The organism is Fulvivirga sp. (genome assembly GCF_040220315.1).
In the GTDB taxonomy this organism is placed as follows: Bacteria; Bacteroidota; Bacteroidia; order Cytophagales; family Cyclobacteriaceae; genus Fulvivirga.
This window is the reverse complement of record NZ_JAVJUY010000321.1, coordinates 1-22,067: the sequence shown is the minus strand read 5'-3', so window position 1 is coordinate 22,067 and position 22,067 is coordinate 1. Positions and strand designations below refer to the sequence as shown.

Here is a 22,067-nt window from a genome sequence, read left to right as displayed (position 1 = left end):
ATGAACAGGTTTGATTCTGTTAAAAGATACGCCAACACCATACTTGATGAAGGCAATGTGCACATAAGTTCTCAGAATAAAGCATTGCTTTACCTTGGCAAATCTTCCTATGCTAAAGGAGACTTCAAGCAGGCAGAAGATGAGTTTTTGGCTACACTTAATAATGCAAGGGATATGTATGGTGCAGAAGCACAATATATGTTAGGCCAAATTTATTTTCAACAAAAAGATTACAAGAAAAGTATAGAAGCCCTAATTGATCTAAGTAAGAATTTTAATGCCTATAATGATTGGGTGGGGAAGGGATATATGCTTATGTCGGACGCGTATCTGGCGTTAGGGGATACCTTCCAGGCTAAGGGTACGTTAAGGTCTGTTGCAGATAATTTTCCGGATGACTTTTTTAGAAAAAAAGCAAAAGAAAAGATATTTGAGATTGAGAGAATGGAACAGCAAAAAGAGAATCTAATTATTGAATCTGACAGTTTAATAATTGATAACTAAATAATTGATTTACAGTATATTAATATTCACGTATAGATAAAATCTATTGATGAAAATAACTAAATTAATACTCGTTTTACCACTCATTTTCGTGGGATTAACGTATGCGATTGCACAGGAAAATTGGGAGAGCGATGGCGAAATAGAAGACGTAGAAATTGAGATAGTAAAAGACAGGGAAATAACACTTCCCAAAGCAAATCGAAATTTTGAGAAAATTGCTCCAGTCAATTTTTCGGGTACAAGGCCAGAGCTGGAATATAGCTTCGATAATTTGAATTTGCCCCTACCGTTATTAGAAGTTAGGGTCCGTCCTTTACGAATAAAAGATCAGCCTCTTAAAAAACTATATGGCAATTACATACGTGCCGGATTTGGTAATTTTCTAACTCCTTACCTAGAAGGGTATGTCAGTTCAAAGAGAAGCAGGGATATGCTGTATGGTGCGCACGTTAATTTCCTTAATTCGAGAAATGGCCCCGTAGATAATGAAAATTCAGGTTCTGGAGAATTAGATGTTGAAGGCTTTGGAAAGCACTTTGGTAAAAATCTTACCGTAGGTGGTGATATAGGTTATCATAGACGATCTTATAATTTTTATGGCTACCCTAAGAACATGGAAATAAATGATGATTCATTGAGCCAAAATTTTAATAACATCCATCTTTCGGGATATATAGAAAACACAGACAAATCCAGTGACCTTCATTTTCACACGGGCATTCAATTTGACTATTTAAAAGATAATTATAGTGCTGAAGAATCGGAAGTGCAAATTGACTTCAACGGTAGTTATAAACTCGGTAAGCAAGGCACAATTAACCTGAGAAGTGATTTAGATATCATTTCCCAAAAGGACGAAGATTTGGATGTTAAGACAAGAAATATTTTTGGAGTAGTACCTACCTTAACGTTTGAATATGAGGGTTTTTTAATTGATGCCGGTTTTAATGTTGTATACGAAAATGATACATTGGGAGATTCTGATGAGATTCATTTTTTTCCTATGGCAAGGGCGAGGTATAGCTTGAGCTCAGGCTTTGAAGTGCATGCAGGAATAAGGGGAGATGTGAATAAACAGACCCTACGAGGCTTTGTGGAGGCCAATCCATTTCTTGCCCCTAATGCACGAGCGTTTAATCAATATAATAATTTTGAATTTTTTGGTGGTATTGGCGGAAGCCTTACAAGTAAACTTGGGTTTAAGGCTGGTGTAAGTTTATCCAGTATTGAAAATTTACCATTATTCATCAATTCACCTGTCGACCAATCAAAATTCATTATTATTTATGATACAGGAAATTCAGAAGTATTAAACCTAAATGCGCAATTAAGCTATAACAGAAATGAGATATTGCGTCTCACACTAAGAGGTGATTATTGGGGCTATGATACTGATGAAGTGGATGAAGCATGGCACAGGCCCAACTACAAAATATCTGCCTTATCTACTTTTAAATTAGTAGATAAATTAAGGTTTGAGGCAGAGGCTTATGCAATAGGAGGTATAAAGGCCATTAATTTTAATACAGCAGAAGAGATAAACCTGGATTCTGTATTCGATTTCAACTTTATGGCAGAGTATTTGGTGTCTGATCAATTTTCTGGGTGGTTAAGGTTAAACAACTTGCTATCTCAGGAATATGAGCTGCTTTATAATTACCCTTCAAGAGGTCTTCAGGTAATGCTAGGGGCCACTTATAGTTTTTAATAAGATAAATGAAGCCTTATATTAATTTTTCTTATATTGTGTTGTCTTAAATCATGTTTTAAGGCATTTGGCACAGTGAAAAATTCGTTTATTTTTGTGTGACCTGACTAAATAACAAACTTAAAACCAACATAATGGCTAAGAAAAAAGACGAAGATATAGAGAACAATGATGATCTGAATCAAGACAATCAGGATGATTTTAACGAAGCGGATGATAATTTTGGGTTGCCAGAAGTTGATCCGCAGCCTTTAGATGATTCGCATGACGAAAGTGAACCTGAAGCTGATAATGAAACGGAATCTTTTGCAGATGCTGAAGAAACCGAAACATATGCGTACAGTTCGGATGATTCAGATGAAGACAATAACTCTGATTCTTCAGAAGAAACACAGGAGTATGTTCCAGGAAGTTATACACCTCCACAAGAAGAAAGCTCTAATGTTGGTAAAATAATAGCCATAATCCTCGTAGTTGTGGTAGCGGGCTTAGCAATCTGGTATTTAGGATTTTACCGTCCAGCACAGCAGGCTGCTGAAAAAGCTCTCCAAGAACAAATTGCTGCTGAAAAGGCACAGAAAGAAAGAGAAGACAAAAGGAAGGCGGACGAACTTGCGCAGCAAAAAGCTGCCGAAGAAGAAGCTGCACGGTTAGCAGCTGAAGAAGCAGCAAAGCCAAAAATTGGTACAGTAGAAACAATTAGTTCGAGAACTGGTCGTTTTTATGTTGTAGTAGCCAGCGCTATTGATGGTGACCTCGCAATGGATTATGCTAAAAAACTTAATACTAAAGGAGTTAATGTGAATTTGATCCCACCTTTTGGCAAAAGTAAGTTTCATCGGGTAACAGTTGATAACCAGGATTCATGGGCTGCTGCTGAAAATAGGGCCACAGAGCTAAAAAGCGAATATGGCGAAGACGTTTGGGTAATCAAATATTAATATGATCTTAACACAAATAATAGCCGCTCAGGATACCACCTCAGCGGCTTTAGCTAATGATAATTCGGTAAGAGTAATAGACCTCCTTTTTCAGGGAGGTTTTATGATGATACCCATTTTACTTTTGTGGGTGGCAGCAGTATATATCTTTATCGAGCGTGTGCTATCTATTAAAAAGTCTTCAACGGCACCTGAAGGTTTTATGGCACAGATTCGAGGTCTGGTTGAAAAGGGTGATGTTAAAGGTGCAAAAATGCTATGCACTCAGTACGATTCGCCTATCGTTAAAATGATAGAGAAAGGAATAGCTCGAATTGGTAGCCCTTTAAAGAATATTGAAGTTTCAATCGAAAATGTAGGTAAAATTGAAATTTTCAAATTAGAGAAAAACTTATCTCTTTTAGCCACAATCTCCGGTTCGGCACCTATGTTGGGATTTTTAGGTACCGTAATTGGTATGATTCAAGCTTTTATTGCTATAGCGCAGGAAGAAGGATCTGTAAGTCCTAAATTACTTTCTGAAGGTATTTATACAGCTATGATAACCACAGCTGCCGGCTTGTTCGTTGGTATTCTGGCGTATTTGGGTTACAATTATCTTGTTACACGCGTTCAGAAGATAGTGCACCAAATGGAATATTCTTCTGTGGAATTTATTGATTTATTGCAAGAACCAAAAAGTTAAGCTGTGGCATTAAAGTCAAAACATAATGTAGAACCAATGTTCAGTATGTCGTCTATGACAGACATCATATTTTTGCTATTGGTCTTTTTTATGCTTACTTCCTCATTTATCACTCCATCCGGTTTACCGGTAAATTTGCCCACCAGCAAATCCTCAACGGTAGAATTACAGAAGGTTTCTGTGACTATTACCAAAGAGTTGGATTATTATGTTAATGACAAAAAAGTATCCAGAGCCTTGTTAGAAGGTGAACTTAAAAGCAAATTAACAGATAAAGAAGGAGTAGTTGTTTTACATATTGACAGCAGTGTTCCTACAGAACATTTGGTACATGTTGCTGATATTGCAACTCGACTTGAAGCTAAAGTATCTATTGCTACAAAACCTAAATAATGACAGAATTAGAAGAAAAGAAGAATAAGAGGAATGCAGCGATAATTTCAGCGCTGATCCATTCTGTATTGCTTCTTGCCTTCTTGTTTATGATTGCCTGGAGAGAGCCTGATCCGCCACTACCTGAGTATGGTATTGAATTAAATTTTGGTCTAGATAATGTTGGTTCAGGTGAAATTCAGCCTGAAACTGTTGCAAATGAGAGTGAGTCGGAAGAAGAAGCTGCACCCGAAAATTTACCTGAGCAGGAAACGGAATCGGAAGAAGCTGTTGAATCAGAAACTTTAGAATCTACCGAACCGATTGTTGAGGAAGCTACAAATAATTTGCAGGAATCTCCCGATGTGGTAGAAAAAGTAGTAGAAGAAAAACCCATTAAGCTTGTAGTAAAAGAAAAACCTGTAGTGGAAGAAAAGGTTGATAAAAAGCCAGAGGTAAAGAAGGAAGTGGTTAAACCGGAAGAAGGAGCAAGTGGCAAAACAGGCGAGTCCAATTCGCAACAAAATGCTAATCACGGTGATGATACCAATAAGGTTGGTGATAAAGGTGATGAACAGGGAACATTGGATTCCAGAGCTCTTTACGGAAATGCCGGAGGCGGTGGTGGCTCTGCTTTAGATATGACTGGCTGGATTTGGGACTTTAAGCCGAAACCCAATGATACATCCGATGAAAATGGAAGAATTGTTTTCGAAATAAAGATAGATGATCAAGGAGAAATATTATCAGTACGAACTTTAGAGCGAAGTGTTAGCCCTACAGTGGAAAAAATTTATCGCTCCGAAGTGGAGAAACTCACATTCAGTAAAACTTCTGATAACTCATTAGTTGCTCCCGTTTCTACAGGAAGAATTACCTTTGTCATCAAATCCAAATAATAGTTCTACATGCCAACAATTGATGCAACATTTGAGCAAACTGTTCAATATTTGTATTCACAGCTTCCAATGTTTCAGCGCGATGGTGCCAGTGCCTATAAGAAGGATTTAACTAATACCATTCGTTTATGTGAGTTTTTGGGGCACCCTGAACATCAGTTCAAAAGTATTCATGTTGCCGGTACTAATGGCAAGGGTAGTACTTCGCATTATTTAGCAGCTATTCTGCAAAAAGCAGGATATAAAACCGGACTCTATACTTCACCTCATTTAAAGTCATTTACTGAGCGTATAAAAATTAATGGTGAAGAAATACGCCAACAAGCGGTAGTAGACTTTGTCTCGAGAATAAAGCCAATTATAGAAGAAATTAAGCCTTCATTCTTTGAGATAACGGTAGCCATGTGCTTCGATTATTTTGCCAAAGAACAAGTTGATATTGCTGTTATTGAAGTGGGCATGGGCGGACGATTAGATTCCACTAACGTAATTCTACCTGAAGTTTCGTTGATTACCAATATAAGTATGGATCATCAACAGTGGCTAGGTGATACCATAGAGGCCATTGCCAGAGAGAAAGCAGGCATAATTAAAAGAAATAGACCTGTAATTGTTAGTGAAATGCAGGAGGAAATTACTGATGTATTTAAAAAAACAGCTGAAGGTTTAAGTGCGACCCTTACTTTCGCTAGTAATCATTATCATGTTACTAGTGAAGGAGTCTATAAGGAGAATGTGCATTGGTTGCACTTTAATGGCTCAAGTCTGCCTTCATATCAGTTTAAAAACCTGCCAGGGGTTTTCGCAGCCATCGAAATTATGAATCAAAGGGGCTTTAGAATTTCTGAAGAAGCCATTTTATCAGGAATAAATAATGTATATGAGCTTACCAGGTTAAAAGGCCGATGGCAAAAATTGAGTGATAAGCCTATGATGTTCTGTGATGTAGGGCACAACGAAGCAGGAATGTCATACATAGTTGATCAAATTGCTTCTATTGATTTCGGCAGACTACATTTTGTTCTAGGCATGGTGAATGATAAAGATATTTCAAAGGTACTATCACTACTACCTAATAATGCTGTATATTATTTCTGCCAGGCCAAGATTCCACGTGCTTTGAATGCTGAAGTACTTTCAGAAAAGGCTAGACAGTTTGGTCTTTTTGGCACAGCAATAAAAGATGTAAACGAGGCTGTTAATGAAGCCAGAAGCAATGCAGGTATAAATGATTTGATCTTTATAGGAGGTAGCAACTTTGTGGTGGCTGAATTAGATAATCTATAGATTTGCAGCCTTATACATAAACGATGGGTAGAAGAAAATTAAAAAAGTTTGCAGAAATAGCTGAAAGGCCGAATGTGGTGGAGCCTAGCAAAGAGGTGTATGAAAAAGTTAAAGGCAAGTGGAACGAGTTAATATTTAAAAATAATCAACCCATTACGCTGGAACTGGCGTGCGGCAGGGGCGAATACTCTATTGGGCTGGGCAGATTATTCCCTGAAAGAAATCATATTGGTATAGATATTAAAGGCGATAGAATTTGGAAAGGAAGTGGTATAGCGCTGGAAGAAGGCCTTACCAACGTTGCTTTTTTACGCACCCACATGCTAGAACTCACTAATTTTTTTGAGAAAAATGAGGTGAATGAAATTTGGATAACTTTTCCAGATCCAAGACCTCGTGACAGGGATGAAAAACGGAGAGTCACACACGATCGCTTTTTAGATATTTATAAGTCTATCGTAAAAAAAGATGCTATCATTCGATTGAAAACAGATAACACAGGCTTATTCGAATACTCCCTTGAGTTGCTTAAGAACAGGGCAGACATTAAAGACCTAATCTATACCTTTGATTTGTACCATTCAGAGTTAAAACCTGAATGCCATGATATACGAACCAGATACGAGAAGAAATTTAGCGAAGAGGGGCATGATATTAAATATCTGAGGTTCTGCTTCGCGAATTAATCCAGAATCATTTTTTAGATCGCTTAATAGCACTAGATTTGCATTACCCGTAAGGCTTGACCGTGTTTTTTAAACCTAACATTAAAACAATACCGGGTGAGCCATTTTCCAAAACAAGGCCTCATGCTGTCGCGATAGCTATCGGGATCAGTACCTCGCCCGCCAGTTGGCGGGCAGGATAACAGTGGACTGTTGCGGTAAGTCTGGCAGCTCAAATCCTGTCAATTCAGGGGTTTAAAATAACCTTTTGATGTCTTACGGGTTATTTTTACATCCAAATGTATTTGGTAATTATTAATACCATATATTTGGTCTAAAGTTCTTTAAGATACTCTTATCAAGAAAGGCAGAGGGACATGGCCCTGCGAAGCCTTGGCAACCACCACTCATTTAGTTGAGGGAAAGGTGCTAAATCCATCCGCCAGCTGGCGGACAGATAAGTCAGAATAGATGCATTATATTAAAGCTCTCCTGACATATCAGGAGAGCTTTTTTTTTGAATTAATTAAACTAATAATATGCCATTAGCGCATCAATCTTTTTTGAAATTAAGCGGCCTTGAGCCACTCATTATTACACCTGATTCGAACTTTGTAAATGTTGGCGAGCGTACAAATGTTACAGGTTCAAAGAAGTTTCTGAATTTAATTAAGGCCGATGATTATGATTCGGCCTTAGAAGTAGCTCGCGAGCAAGTGGAAGGCGGAGCACAAATCATCGACATAAATATGGATGAAGGGATGTTGGATGGAGAAGAAGCCATGGTGAAATTTCTGAACCTAATTGCTTCTGAACCGGACATAGCCAGAGTCCCTATTATGATTGACTCTTCTAAATGGCACATTATCGAAGCGGGACTGAGGTGCATTCAAGGTAAAGGAGTAGTGAACTCTATAAGCCTTAAAGCAGGCGAAGAGGAATTCATACAACAGGCAAAGGTTATTAAAAGGTACGGGGCAGCCGTAATTGTGATGGCCTTTGATGAAGAAGGCCAGGCAGATACGTACCAAAGGCGTATTGATATTTGTAAAAGGTCGTATGATATTTTAGTGGATCAGGTAAAATTCAATCCTAATGATATTATTTTTGACCCAAATATCTTTCCTGTTGCTACAGGCATGGATGAGCATAGAAAAAATGCCTTAGACTTCTTTAACGCCACCAAATGGATTAGAGAAAACTTGCCAGGGGCGCATGTAAGTGGTGGTGTGAGTAACGTTTCATTTTCTTTTAGAGGAAATAATAAAGTACGCGAAGCCATGCATGCTGCCTTCCTCTATCATGCTATAAAAAACGGAATGGATATGGGGATTGTGAACCCCAGCATGCTGGAAGTATATGACGAGATTCCAAAAGACTTATTAGAGCATGTGGAAGATGTGCTGCTCGATAGGCGAGAAGATGCTACAGAGCGATTGTTAGCCTTTGCAGAACAGGTGAAAGGTGGCGCCAAGAAACGTGCAGTTGATGACGCCTGGAGAAAAGAAACAGTTGAAAAACGTTTGGAGCATGCCCTGGTCAAAGGAATAATCGAATTTATAGAAGGAGACACCGAGGAGGCCAGATCGAAACTTAAAAGTCCTTTAAAAGTAATAGAAGGCCCATTAATGGATGGCATGAATGTGGTTGGCGATTTGTTTGGCTCCGGTAAAATGTTTCTACCTCAGGTAGTAAAAAGTGCCAGGGTAATGAAGAAAGCAGTTGCTTATCTCGAGCCTTTTATGGAAGAGGAAAAAAGGAAGAACAATTCACCAACAAAGGGTAAGAAAATACTCCTTGCCACAGTAAAGGGAGATGTTCATGATATCGGTAAAAATATCGTAGGAGTAGTGCTTGCCTGCAATAATTACGAGATTATTGATTTGGGAGTAATGGTGCCCGCTGAGAAAATTATAGCCAGAGCAATAGAAGAAAATGTAATTGCCATTGGATTGAGTGGTCTGATCACACCATCACTTGACGAAATGGTACATGTAGCACGTGAGATGCAGCGTCAAAAACTTAATATTCCTTTATTAATTGGTGGTGCAACAACGTCAAGAATTCATACAGCAGTTAAGATCGATCCAAATTATGAGGGTGCAGTTGTGCATGTGCTAGATGCCAGCAGAAGTGTGCCAGTAGTAGGAGAGTTGGTAGGTGAAGCAAGCAAAGTAAATTTTCATTCCAAATTAAAATCTGAATATTCAGAATTGCGTGATGGGCATGCCAGCAAGCAGGCGGAAAAGAATTATATTTCCTATAGCGCTGCACAGTCTAACAGACTAAAAATTGATTGGGAGCACTATCAACCAAAGAAACCTTCTTTCGAAGGGGTAAAGGTTTTTAAGAATTACCCATTAGATGAGATAAGAAAATATATTGACTGGACTCCATATTTTCAAACGTGGATGTTAAAAGGCAAATACCCTCAAATATTTGAGAATCAGACGATCGGTAAAGAGGCAAAGAAACTTTTTGAAGACGCCAATGACATGCTTGATTGGATTATTGAAAACAAATCACTTACCGCTGAGGCTGTTATCGGTTTTTGGGAAGCTGTTGCCGATGGAGACGATATTAAGCTGATTAAAGAGAATAAATATTTGCATTGTTTACGACAGCAAGGTAAAAAAGGAACAAACCTCCCAAACTTGAGTTTGGCTGATTTTATTAAGCCCGCAGAGTTTGGCAACGACTATATAGGTGGATTTGCTGTAACCTCTGGTATTGGTCTTGATAAACTTGTTAAGGAATTTGAAAGAGATCATGACGATTATAAGTCGATAATGGCAAAGGCACTTGCCGACCGTTTAGCTGAAGCCTTTGCGGAGCTCATGCATGAAAAAGTGCGTAAGGAGTATTGGGGATATGCAAGTGAAGAACAATTGAACAACGATGAACTCATCAAAGAAAAATATCAAGGGATACGACCTGCACCCGGTTACCCGGCCTGTCCCGACCATACAGAAAAAAGAATGCTTTTTGATTTATTGAAAGTTGAACATTCAATCAATCTAAAACTAACGGAGTCTTATGCAATGTATCCGGCTGCTGCTGTGAGTGGTTTATATCTTTCACATCCTGAAAGTAAATATTTTGGTCTGGGCAAAATTGGTAAAGATCAACTGGGGAATTATGCCAGCAGAAAAGGGTACAAGGTAGAAGAAATGGAAAAATGGCTGGCACCAAACCTGGCCTATGAGCCACAGGTAACAATTAATACATAACAATCATATTTTTAGATTGATGAAAATAACAGAACAAATATCGAATTCAGATAAGACACTTTTTAGTTTCGAGATTTTACCTCCCTTAAAAGGAGATAATATTAAAAACCTTTTTAGTCATATTGATCCTTTAATGGAGTTTAAACCGCCTTTTATTGATGTCACCTACCATAGGGAAGAGTATGTGTATAAGAAGCGTGAAAATGGACTATTGGAGCGTAAATCAACTCGTAAGAGACCAGGAACAGTAGGTATCTGTGCAGCTATCAAAAACAGATATGAAGTGGAGGCAGTGCCTCACATCATTTGTGGTGGCTTTAACAAAGAAGAAACGGAAAATGCATTGATAGACCTAGATTTTCTGGGTATTCATAATGTGTTAGTGCTTCAGGGCGATGCAATAAAAACTGAACCCATGTTTGTTGCAGAAGAAGGAGGCCATAAATATGCCAGTGAATTGCTAGGGCAAGTAAAAGATATGAACAACGGCATTTATTTGGATGAGGAACTCCAAAATGCTAGCCCAACAAATTTTTGCATTGGCGTGGCCGGCTATCCTGAAAAGCATTATACAGCCCCAAACCTCAAAAGTGATTTAAAATATTTAAAAATGAAGGTGGAGATGGGTGCAGATTACATTGTAACCCAAATGTTTTTCGACAACTCTAAGTTTTTCGAATTTGTGGATAAATGTCGTGCAGAAGGTGTTAACGTGCCAATTATCCCTGGTCTAAAGCCTATAACTACTAAACGACAGATATCAGTACTGCCAAGATTCTTTCATATCGACATTCCAGAAGATTTAGCAGATGCCATCGATGGAGCCAAAGATAATGCTCAGGCAAAAGAAATAGGTGTGGAATGGACTATTCAGCAGTCGAAAGAGCTTATGGATTATGGAGTGCCTGTATTACACTATTACTCAATGGGTAAATCAGATCCAGTGTACAACATTGCCAAGGAACTGTTTTAATTGGCTAAACTGGCTAATTCACTAGCAGATAGTTTAAACAGACAGATTCTATCAAATCTCCCGGCAACTGATGTATTACCAATGACAGCCAATCCGCCATCTGAAGTGGAAGTAAAACCTGCAATTTCATACGGGTAGGTACTTCCCATATACTTTGTTCCATTTAATATTCCTGAAGAAGCATCAAAAGCCATGAGAATAATTTGGCCACTTTTAGTACTGCTACCATATAATATTACTTGTTGTCCAGATACATTTATCAGCTTGAGTATTACAGGAGCATCAGGAACTAATTCTGGGAAAGGATTGCCTATAATATCTGTTGTAGAAGTTATACCTGTTGTATTTAAGTTGACAGTTGGGATGATGAAGTTTTCTCCGAAATTGAATCGGGAAGCAGCAAAATTAGCTCCGGCAACAGACACGCCTGAACTAAACCCGCCATCATCTTGCTGGCCTTGCACAACACCAACTGGCTCACCACTAAAATTGCTAAATACCAGCGATAGTGTATAATTATAAAAACCATTGAAAAAATAACTGCCTCCTGATATTTTACCAGCAAAAAAAGGTAGTTGTTTCCCAGTTCTGGTAAAGTGAGAGATAATCGGTACTTCAGTATCGGGTCCGGCACCAATGGTATAACCTTCACTTTCTAGTATCGCACCTTCTGTACTTATGACGGAAAGCACGCTGTTTTTATCCTGATTATTATAGCTTAGAGTCAGTAGATTTTGGCCATCCTGATTTAAATACATAGGATACGTTAAGCCACCCAAAGGTGTAATGCTTACTATTCTTGCGCTATCGGTTATTTGAAAAAGTGTAGCTTGCAAACTCACCGCATTCATGGCCATGAAGAAGTATTGATCATTAATTTTTATTAATTGATTCACTGGATTCACATACTCCTCAGATAGTACTTCTTCCCTGATAAATTCTCCATCCTTATCTACCATAATTAAGTTAACCCCGGTAAAGTTTGTGCTTGAAAGTCTACTGCTTGACAGTATTAAATATCCATCACTGGCAGTTTGTTTCACATCTATGGGTATATAAGAGGCATCAAATGTGCTGTTATCATACACTTTGAAAAATGATTCTGATAAGGTCGCTTCATTTTCTGAAGTATCACATGCAGAACAAAATACTGTGAAAATGAGTAGTAAATAAATTATTGATTTTTTCATCTTATCTAACTGCATTATGGCCATCACTGCTAATAAATCTTAATGGAAATAATAATCCGAAATTAATAGAAATGTTGTCTAATTGAATGTCATCCATGGCATCACCAAGTCCTGACAATTGGTTTTCTGAATAGCGGTTTTGAGCATTGGTAATGTTGGTTAATCCTATTCGATAGGATGCGTCTAAAACAAGACGAACGTTCCAGAAATCATAAGCAACACCTCCACCAACTAAATAGCCCCATGAAGGTTTAATAAAGAGATTGTCGGCACCAATTATAACAGTTTGATTTTCAAAAGGGCCAGCACTGCCAGAAGCTAAATCTTCACCACTTATCTCCACTTCCTTAAGTGCACTTACCAAGGTTGAATAAAAAAAGCCGGCTTGTACAAATGGTCTTAACTTGGTAGACTTTAAAATATCATATTTAATAATAAGTGGAAGGTCGATAAAATCCAACTTGTGGTTTTGGTCGTAATTTAGACTGATAGTGTTACCAGCGTCTTCCGAGCTTGTCCACTCATAAGCATTGGAATAAGCGAATGTTTGCCTTCTATAATTAGGCTGAAAACTAAAGCTAAAACCTTGATGATAGAAAGTAATTTCTAAGCCTGCCTGCCCATTAGCGCCATCGTAGCTATCATATTTTTTTTCAAGTAATGATGCATCGTAATTAGTAGGGCTGTAACCAGAATAGGTAGCATCCGATGTGGCCTTTGTAAGATTAACACCAGCTTTAAAACCTAGCCACCATTGGGTTTTTAGAAACTTATCTCCTTGGCTTGGCTTTTTTGAATTATACTTATTTAAATATGCAGGTTGGGCGCAGGCCATACCAGCCACAGATAGGAAAATAATCAGGCAGTGTATTTTTTTCATCCTATTCTTTTATAATTAGTTTCATAGATTCTTTTAATAATCCGGAATCTAGTTTTAATATATATGTTCCACTATTAATGCCTCGCAAATCGAGTGATTCATTGTGCTCACCTGCTAATCTGCGCTCAGTCAAAAACGTTTTTACCAATTTACCCCTTAAATCATAAAGTTGAATGGTCACCTGATTTTCAGTATTGATAAAGAAACTTATGGTTGTTTTACCTGCTGCCGGGTTGGGATAAATCTTATTTATTTTGAAACGGTCTTTAAAGAAGCCTTCAGTGCTTGTTATTTCATCAACGGCAAGTGAAAGGGGTTCGTAAAATCCACCATCTTCTTTAGGTCCGTCAATAAAATTGCCGAAGAATATATCATTGGCGATGATCTCTTCATCAACTTGCATCCAATCCTTTAATATGTTTGCATACACTTGGCGGTAATCGTACTGCATTCCAACATTACCCTCACTGTTGCTTAAATTTTGATTTGTTCCTGTTATTCCTGGATTTACACCTTTACCAAAAATCAACATTGGCCCTCCGGTGCCATGGTCTGTGCCAAAGCTGCCATTAGAGTCAATTCTTCTACCAAACTCAGAGGTAGTTACTGTTAATACTCTATCTTCCAGACCTCTGGCTTTTAAATCATTCTGGAAAGCACGCATGGCTGCACTAATATGATAGAGTTTGCTTGCATGCGCACCCATGGTTGGATCATAACTTTCTACCTGACCAGCGTGTGTGTCAAACCCGCCAATTCGAGCCAGAAAGACTTTGGTTTTAACGCCTCTGCCAGCACCACCGCCATCTAACAATCTGGCAATTAACTGGAGTTGTGGGGTTAATGGATTTCTCAGTGAACTCGCTGGCGCGTTAAATGGATACACTTCAGGATAAGTGACACTACTTTCACTGGCCGCATTATACACTTCCAGCAATCTCGCTGCGTAGTCTTCAGACTTGTCTTCCAAGCCCAAAATCCAGTTCATCTCTTTGCCATACGGGGTATTATCAAGGTTGGTAGGTGGCTTACCACGTGGGTCTATCAATTGATCGTCAAACCCTTCAAGACTTTCCACCAAATTGGCGAAAGATTCAGGGTTGCCGGGCAATGAAATGGATGTAGGAATGTTGCCTTGCTGATGAAAAATCAACGAAACATCACTTCCTAACTCAATAGCTAAAGGATCGGGGCAATTTGCATTAGGGAAATCATCAGGATAAATCTGAGGTGATATTTCCTGTTGCAAATATCGGCCTACCCAACCAGAAGAGTAATAATCATCGGGCCCACCACCCATATGCCAAATATCCCTGCCTCTAAAGTGAGAACCATTATTATTTGGATAGGAGACACCCTGGACAATTCCCATCCGGCCTCTGTCATACATGTCTTTGGCATCAATCATATCTGGATGAAGCCCTACCCGATCTTCAATTGGCAATGTACTGTCGAGTGGAATATACTTTCTCACACTATTCCTGGCCGGAATGGCAATATTAGCCCTGCGGCTATAGTACAAATCGTATTGATCTACCGGTATTATCGTGTTAAGGCCATCATTGCCGCCATGCATTTGAAGGATGATCAATACGCGATCATTTGTGCTTGATTCTGCCAATCTAAGGAAATGGCTTTTCTCAGCCATTACCCTAACAGGAATAGAATTCAGGGTTAATGATGCACCAGCCGCTATAGGTATCTTTTTTAGAAAGTCTCTTCTTCTCATAGCTTAAAACAGTTGATATTCTGGTGATTGCATCATTGCATTAAAAAGTCGTTTCAGGAATTCACCAATTTCTAGATAATTATCGGGATCAGCGTATAGACTTTGCCACTCAGTAACGGCCATATCAGATTCATTCTCATAATCAGTAAACCCTAAGAATGCTTGTAAGAAATACCTAATTCTTTCTTTCGTTAAATCCCCACCATCTACATCAAAATCCAGGTTATTGGCCATAGGATAGAGGTAAGGGGCGAGACTAATAATGAGATTTTTGGCATCATTAGCTTCGGCATTAAAGGTGTCACTTATAAAAGTATAAATATCTACATATAATGCATCTTCCCTTATCTCTAGAAGCTGCCTGATAAAATTATATCTTTCGGTAAGGTAATTGGTTGAAATCCAATTACGGTTATAAATTGGAAACTGGTGATAAGCTGAATAACCAGCTACTTCAAAAGGCTCATAGAAATTCATGCCCATGCTGCTCACAGCATTGAGTATTTCGCCAGTTCTAGTATAGAAATTTTCAGTATCTGATTGGTAATCAGGTAATTGTACTTCAAAAAAGTTGTACGTTGACAACGCCAGGTCTAGAGGAGATTTTATTATTCCTCCAAATTTATCGTCCTCAACACCTGAAACAGCTTCGTAGAAATGCTCACTTTGAAACAATTCTTCAAGTACATATTGAATCTTATAATCATTATCAACCAACGTCTGGGCCATTTCAGCGATAATCGTATCGTCAATTTCCTGTGTTATTTCATAATACACATAGAACCTGTAAATTCTTCTGCAAAGGTGTCTCGCTGTTTCTTCCTTGGTATAAATGAGTTCAACCAGTTGGCTGATTTCGTCCAACACGCTTTCCTCAGTAGGTTGACCTCCTTGTAGCAGATCCGGATCGGCTTCAATCGTAGCTTCATCCAGTCTGGTACTGAATTCTTTAGGATCATTGTCATGTGCTGTGGCAATTGGGTCACCTTTAATAATACCATATGGTAATTCTGTGAGTGGATCAATGTTTTGAAATGTATCATCAAAATCAAAACCAGTTAATACACGTGCTCCCGCCTGCACATCTTTTTCTGTAAAGTAAATGTAATCACCAATCTCATCAGTTTCAGGAATATGCCCTTCCAAACCTCTGCCTATTGTGTAGAGCTCCAACATTTCTCTTGCATAATTCTCGTTGGGGCTGCCTTTAACATTTAAATTACCATCCAAAAAAATGAGCATGGCATTGTCTACACAAATTCGTTTAGTTAGCTCTTTAATATTCCTAACTAATGTAGCAGGTTCTAACTCATTGGTGTCTTCATTTAAAACCTCTTTATCAACATCCTCTTTGTCAAATGCAAATAATCGAAAAAGTGCATTCTGAAAAAACAGTGCCCGGCTATCATTTACTTTCGACTGCATGGTCGTAAAATAAGTATGATAAAATAGTGTGATTTTCTCTCTGGTGATGGCAGCCAGTCTTAGATTTTCGTCAACACTCTGACCCATATATTGGCCAATAAACCAACGCTTTAAATATTCCTGTAATGTGTCGTCACCACTGTTTGCATCAGTCACACCTGATATCCACTCTGTTCCCGTGGCTGTGTCAATAGGTAATGTTGGTTCTGGAACATTGAGATCAAACAATTGCTCAATGGCTTGTTGAGGGGTAAGGGCAGCCATTTGATCTATTTGCGCTTTTGATGCACCAAACGTAGCCCTTCTTAATAAATGGGCAGCGCGTTGTTGACCTAAGGTATCAGTTAAAGAAGGTAACGGCATAGAAAGTATCTTTGAAACCATGAAAATATCAAATTACTTTCAAATAAAAGAGCCTACTATCGACAGACTTTGCTTTTCATCGATAAATGGGGGATATTCGACTTGACTTAACATTAAATGTTTATTGATTCATGAAAATAGTCGAGTGTCCTAGAGATGCCATGCAGGGAATTGGAGAGTTTATTCCGACTAAAAAAAAGATAGATTACCTGAATCAACTTTTGAAAATTGGTTTTGATACCATCGATTTTGGAAGTTTTGTTTCCCCGAAGGCCATCCCACAGCTAAGAGATACTGCCGATGTTTTGGGCGAATTAAAACGAGCCGATACCAAATCTAAGCTTTTGGCCATTGTAGCGAATAAGCGAGGTGCAGAAGATGCCCTTAAGTTTCAGGAAATCGATTATTTAGGGTTTCCATTCTCTATCTCAGAAACCTTTCAACAGCGAAATACCAATAAGAGTATTCTGGAGGCACTCAATACGTTGAATGATATTCAGGAATTGTGTACTAAACACAACAGAGTACTTGTGAGCTATATATCTATGGGTTTTGGAAACCCTTATGGTGATCCTTTTGATGTAGATATTGTTGCAAAATTTACGGGAATTTTAAAGTCCATGGACATAAAAATAATCTCCCTTGCTGATACCATTGGTGTGTCTAATAAAGAGAACATTACATACTTATTCGAGAACTTAATTCGTGATTACCCAGATGTTGAGTTTGGAGCACATTTACATTCGAACCCAACTACTGCGGAAGACAAAATAAAATATGCTTACCAGGCAGGCTGCAGGAGGTTTGATGGTGCCATACGTGGTTTTGGTGGATGCCCTATGGCCAAAGACGATCTTGTAGGAAACATTGCCACAGAACAAATCGTTACTTATATGGAGAATCTTGGTCTCGATTTGGGAATTAATAAATTAGAATTTGACAACAGCATAGTAGCATCATCTGCCGTATTTGATCATTACCATTAATTATCCAAAAACGGATTAAATCGGCATAATTTTGGCTGCTTGTTATTGGAAAAAAGTAAAAACATGAAGAATCATATCACACTTATAATCTGCATTATTTTTAGCTCAGTGGCCTATGGTCAGTCGGCTAAAGAATTTACTGAACAAGGAAAAGCAATGTATGAGAAAAGGGAGTACATGCAGGCAATAATTAATTATAACCAGGCGATAGAAAAAGATCAGAATTACTTTTTGGCTTATTACATGCGTGGAAAAGTAAAAGAAGAATTTGACGATATCCATGGAGCTATGAAAGACTTCAGCAGTGCTGTAGAGAAAAACGAAAAATTTGCAGAAGGCTATTATGCTCGCGGCAATATTAAATTCAGGTTACAGGATTATTTTGGAGCCATCTCTGATTTTAGTAAGACTATTGAGTTAAATCCTAATCATTTAGATGCATACTATAAAAGAGGACAGGCCAAACATCAATTAGACGCCTATCAGGATGCGATTTCAGATTGTACTCAAATTATTGAGCTTAACCCTAAAAGCATAGACGCTTATTATTTAAGAGGTGTGTTACGATTGGAATTCGGTCAACACGAGGCTGGTTGTCTTGATTTAAGTAAGGCAGGTGAGCTGGGGGATTTAAAAGCTTATGACCTTATCCGCGAGAAATGTAATGAGCGGGTATATAATGCCGATGGCGGATCCTATTGAAAACCATCGCATTGTTTAGAAAAGTAGATTATTGCAGGTTGATAACCCAAATCATAGGCTTTTTTAAAATTCAAACAGGCATTTAATGTATCACCGAGAACAATTAGGTTGTGACCTCTGTAAAAATTACCCAGAACATGCTCTGGGTTTATTTTTAACAGTTTGTTGTAATATTCAAGAGATTGAATAGGCTTGTTCAAACGCTGAATGCACCAAGCTTTTCCAAATAGGGCTTCCTGATTATCTGTGTTTCTTGTGAGTATCTTATCAAATTCAGAAATACCATCCTCAAACTCATCTTGATAAAAAGCCCTTATTATACCTGTGTATAAAGCGATGCTGTCGGGCATATACCCAAGGCTGTTAGCGAGTTCAAACTCAATTAGTGCCTTGTCAACATCGTTTTTTAAACTATATACTTTGCCCTTTAAGAAATGCAATTCGCCTAAAAAATAGGGGTTAGAAGCGTATTCCATTCCTTTCGTGATAAAGAAACTGGCCTGATCTACATTTTTTAAGTCATACAGCCCGATTCGTGCTGCTGCAATAGAGGCTTCCTCAGACTTTTCTCCAAACCAGGTAATGGCCTGTTGGTAATTAAGCAAAGCATTTCCAAACTGGCCTTGCATTCTGTACTCTTCAGCTTGCGAGAAATGATAACTGCTGGCTTTGTACATAAGCCCAATCGGAATTAAGATGACTGCCATCACAAATGTTATTATAAAAACAGCGCCATACATCTTCACTTTAGGAGAGAAATGTGTTCGTTCACTAGTGTAGTAGCGGGTTCTTTTTTTATAGGTGGGCTTTTGCTGGTAAGGGTTTTGAACTTGATAATTATACGCAGTCGGATTTTTTAACCATTTGTCTTGTATCGCCTTAAATGTGGGATCAGATAATTTTTTATATGCCTCAGTAATTCTTTTGAACTGCTCGTCTGAGCCACTGTTTTTATCAGGATGATACTTTTTTGCAAGTTTTCTATAAGCTTGTTTTATTTCAACATCACTAGCAAAATTATCCAGGCCTAGTATCCGATAATAATTCTCATTCATTTTTTAACAGCCAGTCTGAATCGTTTCCCTGGTAATGAAGTAACGTAACCTTTGAATTCAAGATTCAATAGTATGGAAGCAAGCTTGCTCGGGTCTAGTTGTGTAGACCAACTTAAATTATCAATGAGGATGGAATCTTTTTGCTTGAGCAATTCTTCCACCACTAATTTTTCATTTCCTTCCAGGCTATCTGTGTCAAACAATGCAGGGGTACTATTAGAAACAGAGGCTTCCCAGTTCATTATGTATTCAATATCCTTGGCTGATTGTATTAAGTGTGCTTGATGGCTTTTAATAAGTGCATTACAACCTTCTGAAAATTCATTATTCAAATCACCTGGAACAGCAAAAACGTCTTTGTTATAACTATTGGCGATATTTGCTGTAATTAAAGCACCACCCTTTTTTGCCGCTTCAATAACAATTACAGCATCGCACATACCTGCTATAATTCTGTTTCTGGCTGGAAACCGATGTGCGTCAGGCTTACTTCCTATTGGGTTTTCCGTAATGAGGGCCCCATTCTCTAACATTTTATAGGCAGTTTCTCTATGAATAGCTGGGTATATAATGTCTATGCCACTTGCCATAACTCCAATCGTAGGCAAATTACTTTTTAATGACGCTTTATGTGCGGCTATGTCTATGCCGTATGCTAGTCCACTAACAATAAGAGGATTATGCGGAACTAATTGTTCGATAAATTCTTGTGTTAACCTTTTTCCATATTCTGTCGCTTTCCTTGTTCCAACGATAGAAACAACTTTTTGACTGTTTAAATCGGCATGGCCTTTAACATATATGAGTGAAGGGGCATCATTAATTTGTTTCAGCCTTTTCGGAAAGCCTTTGTCAGTATAGAGCAAGATTTGTACGCCTTGCTTTTCACAAATAGTAAGTTCGGCCTCAGCTTTTTTTAATACCTTGTCGCTACTAATTAAACGGGCCGTGTGTTCACCAACACCAGGAATTTTAAGCAATTTGCCTTTAGTTGTATTAAAAACGGCTTCAGCGGAGCCACAATAACTTACTAATTGCTTTACCAACATGTGGCCAATACCCGGAATAAAATTCAGGGCGATTTGTGAAACACGCTGTTGATCCATGAATAAACAAAATGATTAGGAGATGTTCTTTCTAAGATCTACGAGAAACTCTTTTACTTTGGTTAGGGAATCAATCAGATCCATTTTATCTTTCAGATCATTGGAGTTGCTTTTCAGCATATCCTTTGCACCTTGTAAAGTAAACCCCCGCTCTTTCACCAAATGGTAAATGAGCTTCACATTCTCGATGTCTTCTTTCGTAAATTGCCTGTTGCCCTTTCTGTTTTTCTTGGGCTTAATCAAGTCAAATTCACTTTCCCAAAAACGAATTAGCGATGTAGCTACATTAAATTGTGCGGCCACTTCTCCAATGGAATAGTATTTCTTCTCTATTGACTTTTCTTTATAAGGCATAATCAGTTTTGAAGATAATTAATTCTACCAGATTCGTCAATCATTATTGGCGTCTCTGGAAAATCTTTTTTCGTTAAGTCCCTAATTTTTTCGATAACTCTGCCTTGAGAGTCCAATTGTGGCCCACCTGCACCTAACTGAATTATTGGAAAAATTTTACCATGCAAAAATTTCCCTTCATTATCCGTATATACTATTAAAATAGGAGCCAGGCCATTTTCACCCCTCAGATTAAATCTGGCGTAGGTGCAGAAGTTGCCAAGGCTATAGGCTATCAACCTTTTTTTATATACTTCCAGCGCACGTGTTACGTGCGGGCCATGTCCGAAAACCACATCCGCACCAGCGTCTATTAGGGCATGGGAAAACTTATATACGTTGCCTCTATTCTCGCCATAGAAATATTCATATTCTTGTGTTACATGCTGATATTTGCTGCCTTCTGCTCCACCATGAAATGAAGCAATTACTATGTCACTAATTGAATCAAGGTGAGCAATAATGGATTTTGCATTTTCAAAATCATGAATGCTCACTGTGCCGGTGTTTGGCGCAAAAGCTGCAAAGCCATATTTCATTCCATCGATTGTGAATGTAGTGTACGGGTTACTCAAGAGTCCTGCATGGTTGATTTCTAATGAATCTAGTACTCGCATCGTATTTTTTCTACCTGGATTTCCGAAATCCCCTGCATGATTATTGGCCGTGCTCATCACATCAAAACCTGCGTCTGCTAAATTCTGAGCAATTATTTCAGGAGAACGGAATATGTAACATACTTTTGGATCACGGCAATATTTTGCATCGCCACCTTCATTTAGAATAACTCCTTCCAGGTTGCCGAAAGTTACATCTGCATTGGTAAGAATGGGATGTAGGCTACTTAATAAGTACTTTCCATTAGATGGAGGAAGGTAGCCGTTGTCGGGATAATTGGTACCCATCATTATATCACCAACTCCAATAATTGCTACAGTATCTTTTAAAAGCCGGTGAACCTCAATTTCAAC

At 38.3% G+C, this 22,067-nt stretch carries 20 protein-coding genes and 1 riboswitch; of the genes, 12 read left to right on the top strand and 8 right to left on the bottom strand.

Annotation, left to right across the window (positions count from 1 at the left end):
* The 10 genes from RLO81_RS16335 to metF form a co-directional block, all read left to right on the top strand.
* Nucleotides 1-504, top strand: a 504-nt coding sequence (locus RLO81_RS16335; protein ID WP_350114070.1) for a tetratricopeptide repeat protein, incomplete at its 5' end; no start/stop codon positions are given.
* Between the two features lie 49 nt (nt 505-553).
* Nucleotides 554-2,215, top strand: coding sequence for a TonB-dependent receptor (locus tag RLO81_RS16330; RefSeq protein WP_350114067.1), 1,662 nt, complete (start codon nt 554-556; stop codon nt 2,213-2,215).
* A 134-nt stretch (nt 2,216-2,349) separates the two neighbouring features.
* Complete coding sequence (locus tag RLO81_RS16325; RefSeq protein WP_350114065.1) at nt 2,350-3,156, top strand: SPOR domain-containing protein; 807 nt, start codon at nt 2,350-2,352, stop codon at nt 3,154-3,156.
* 1 nt (nt 3,157) lies between these two features.
* On the top strand, nt 3,158-3,841 hold the full coding sequence (locus RLO81_RS16320) for a MotA/TolQ/ExbB proton channel family protein (RefSeq protein WP_350114062.1): 684 nt from the start codon (nt 3,158-3,160) through the stop codon (nt 3,839-3,841).
* Between the two features lie 3 nt (nt 3,842-3,844).
* Complete coding sequence (locus RLO81_RS16315; protein WP_350114059.1) at nt 3,845-4,234, top strand: ExbD/TolR family protein; 390 nt, start codon at nt 3,845-3,847, stop codon at nt 4,232-4,234.
* Entirely contained in the window at nt 4,234-5,112 is an 879-nt protein-coding gene (locus tag RLO81_RS16310; protein WP_350114056.1) for a hypothetical protein, read from the top strand. The genes RLO81_RS16315 and RLO81_RS16310 overlap by 1 nt, the downstream gene beginning before the upstream one ends.
* Before the next feature lie 9 nt (nt 5,113-5,121).
* Nucleotides 5,122-6,399 carry a bifunctional folylpolyglutamate synthase/dihydrofolate synthase gene (locus RLO81_RS16305; RefSeq protein WP_350114053.1) on the top strand — a complete coding sequence of 426 codons (1,278 nt, stop codon included), beginning with the start codon at nt 5,122-5,124 and terminating at the stop codon, nt 6,397-6,399.
* A 23-nt stretch (nt 6,400-6,422) separates the two neighbouring features.
* Nucleotides 6,423-7,085: a tRNA (guanosine(46)-N7)-methyltransferase TrmB gene (trmB, locus tag RLO81_RS16300; RefSeq protein WP_350114050.1), complete on the top strand. Its 663-nt coding sequence runs from the start codon at nt 6,423-6,425 to the stop codon at nt 7,083-7,085.
* Nucleotides 7,086-7,416: 331 nt separating this feature from the next.
* A riboswitch (SAM riboswitch) is annotated at nt 7,417-7,528 on the top strand.
* Nucleotides 7,529-7,603: 75 nt separating this feature from the next.
* Complete coding sequence (gene metH / locus RLO81_RS16295) at nt 7,604-10,294, top strand: methionine synthase (protein WP_350114047.1); 2,691 nt, start codon at nt 7,604-7,606, stop codon at nt 10,292-10,294.
* Between the two features lie 19 nt (nt 10,295-10,313).
* Nucleotides 10,314-11,267, top strand: coding sequence for a methylenetetrahydrofolate reductase [NAD(P)H] (metF, locus tag RLO81_RS16290; RefSeq protein WP_350114044.1), 954 nt, complete (start codon nt 10,314-10,316; stop codon nt 11,265-11,267).
* On the opposite strand, the gene RLO81_RS16285 is transcribed toward metF, so the two are convergent.
* From RLO81_RS16285 to RLO81_RS16270, 4 genes are read right to left on the bottom strand one after another with little or no spacing between them, the layout of a single operon-like run.
* Complete coding sequence (locus RLO81_RS16285; RefSeq protein WP_350114041.1) at nt 11,264-12,457, bottom strand: hypothetical protein; 1,194 nt, start codon at nt 12,455-12,457, stop codon at nt 11,264-11,266. The two genes, metF and RLO81_RS16285, sit on opposite strands and share 4 nt — an antisense overlap.
* A gap of 1 nt (nt 12,458) precedes the next feature.
* Nucleotides 12,459-13,337, bottom strand: coding sequence for a porin family protein (locus tag RLO81_RS16280; RefSeq protein ID WP_350114038.1), 879 nt, complete (start codon nt 13,335-13,337; stop codon nt 12,459-12,461).
* A gap of 1 nt (nt 13,338) precedes the next feature.
* Nucleotides 13,339-15,066 (bottom strand): DUF1501 domain-containing protein, encoded by a 1,728-nt coding sequence (locus RLO81_RS16275; protein WP_350114035.1) that lies wholly within the window; start codon nt 15,064-15,066, stop codon nt 13,339-13,341.
* Between the two features lie 3 nt (nt 15,067-15,069).
* On the bottom strand, nt 15,070-16,875 hold the full coding sequence (locus RLO81_RS16270; protein WP_350114032.1) for a DUF1800 domain-containing protein: 1,806 nt from the start codon (nt 16,873-16,875) through the stop codon (nt 15,070-15,072).
* Nucleotides 16,876-16,985: 110 nt separating this feature from the next.
* On the opposite strand from RLO81_RS16270, the gene RLO81_RS16265 reads away from it, so the two are divergent.
* Both RLO81_RS16265 and RLO81_RS16260 read left to right on the top strand, forming a co-directional pair.
* Entirely contained in the window at nt 16,986-17,840 is an 855-nt protein-coding gene (locus RLO81_RS16265; RefSeq protein WP_350114029.1) for a hydroxymethylglutaryl-CoA lyase, read from the top strand.
* 63 nt (nt 17,841-17,903) lie between these two features.
* Nucleotides 17,904-18,542 carry a tetratricopeptide repeat protein gene (locus RLO81_RS16260; RefSeq protein ID WP_350114026.1) on the top strand — a complete coding sequence of 213 codons (639 nt, stop codon included), beginning with the start codon at nt 17,904-17,906 and terminating at the stop codon, nt 18,540-18,542.
* Here the strand turns inward: RLO81_RS16260 and RLO81_RS16255 are convergent.
* From RLO81_RS16255 to RLO81_RS16240, 4 genes are all read right to left on the bottom strand, one after another.
* Nucleotides 18,536-19,597: a DnaJ domain-containing protein gene (locus RLO81_RS16255; protein WP_350114023.1), complete on the bottom strand. Its 1,062-nt coding sequence runs from the start codon at nt 19,595-19,597 to the stop codon at nt 18,536-18,538. The genes RLO81_RS16260 and RLO81_RS16255 overlap by 7 nt on opposite strands.
* Nucleotides 19,594-20,703 (bottom strand): DNA-processing protein DprA, encoded by a 1,110-nt coding sequence (gene dprA, locus RLO81_RS16250; protein WP_350114020.1) that lies wholly within the window; start codon nt 20,701-20,703, stop codon nt 19,594-19,596. The genes RLO81_RS16255 and dprA overlap by 4 nt, the downstream gene beginning before the upstream one ends.
* 15 nt (nt 20,704-20,718) lie before the next feature.
* Nucleotides 20,719-21,057 (bottom strand): MerR family transcriptional regulator, encoded by a 339-nt coding sequence (locus tag RLO81_RS16245; RefSeq protein ID WP_350114017.1) that lies wholly within the window; start codon nt 21,055-21,057, stop codon nt 20,719-20,721.
* A 2-nt stretch (nt 21,058-21,059) separates the two neighbouring features.
* The coding region (locus RLO81_RS16240; protein ID WP_350114014.1) for a CapA family protein at nt 21,060-22,067 on the bottom strand (1,008 nt) is incomplete at its 5' end.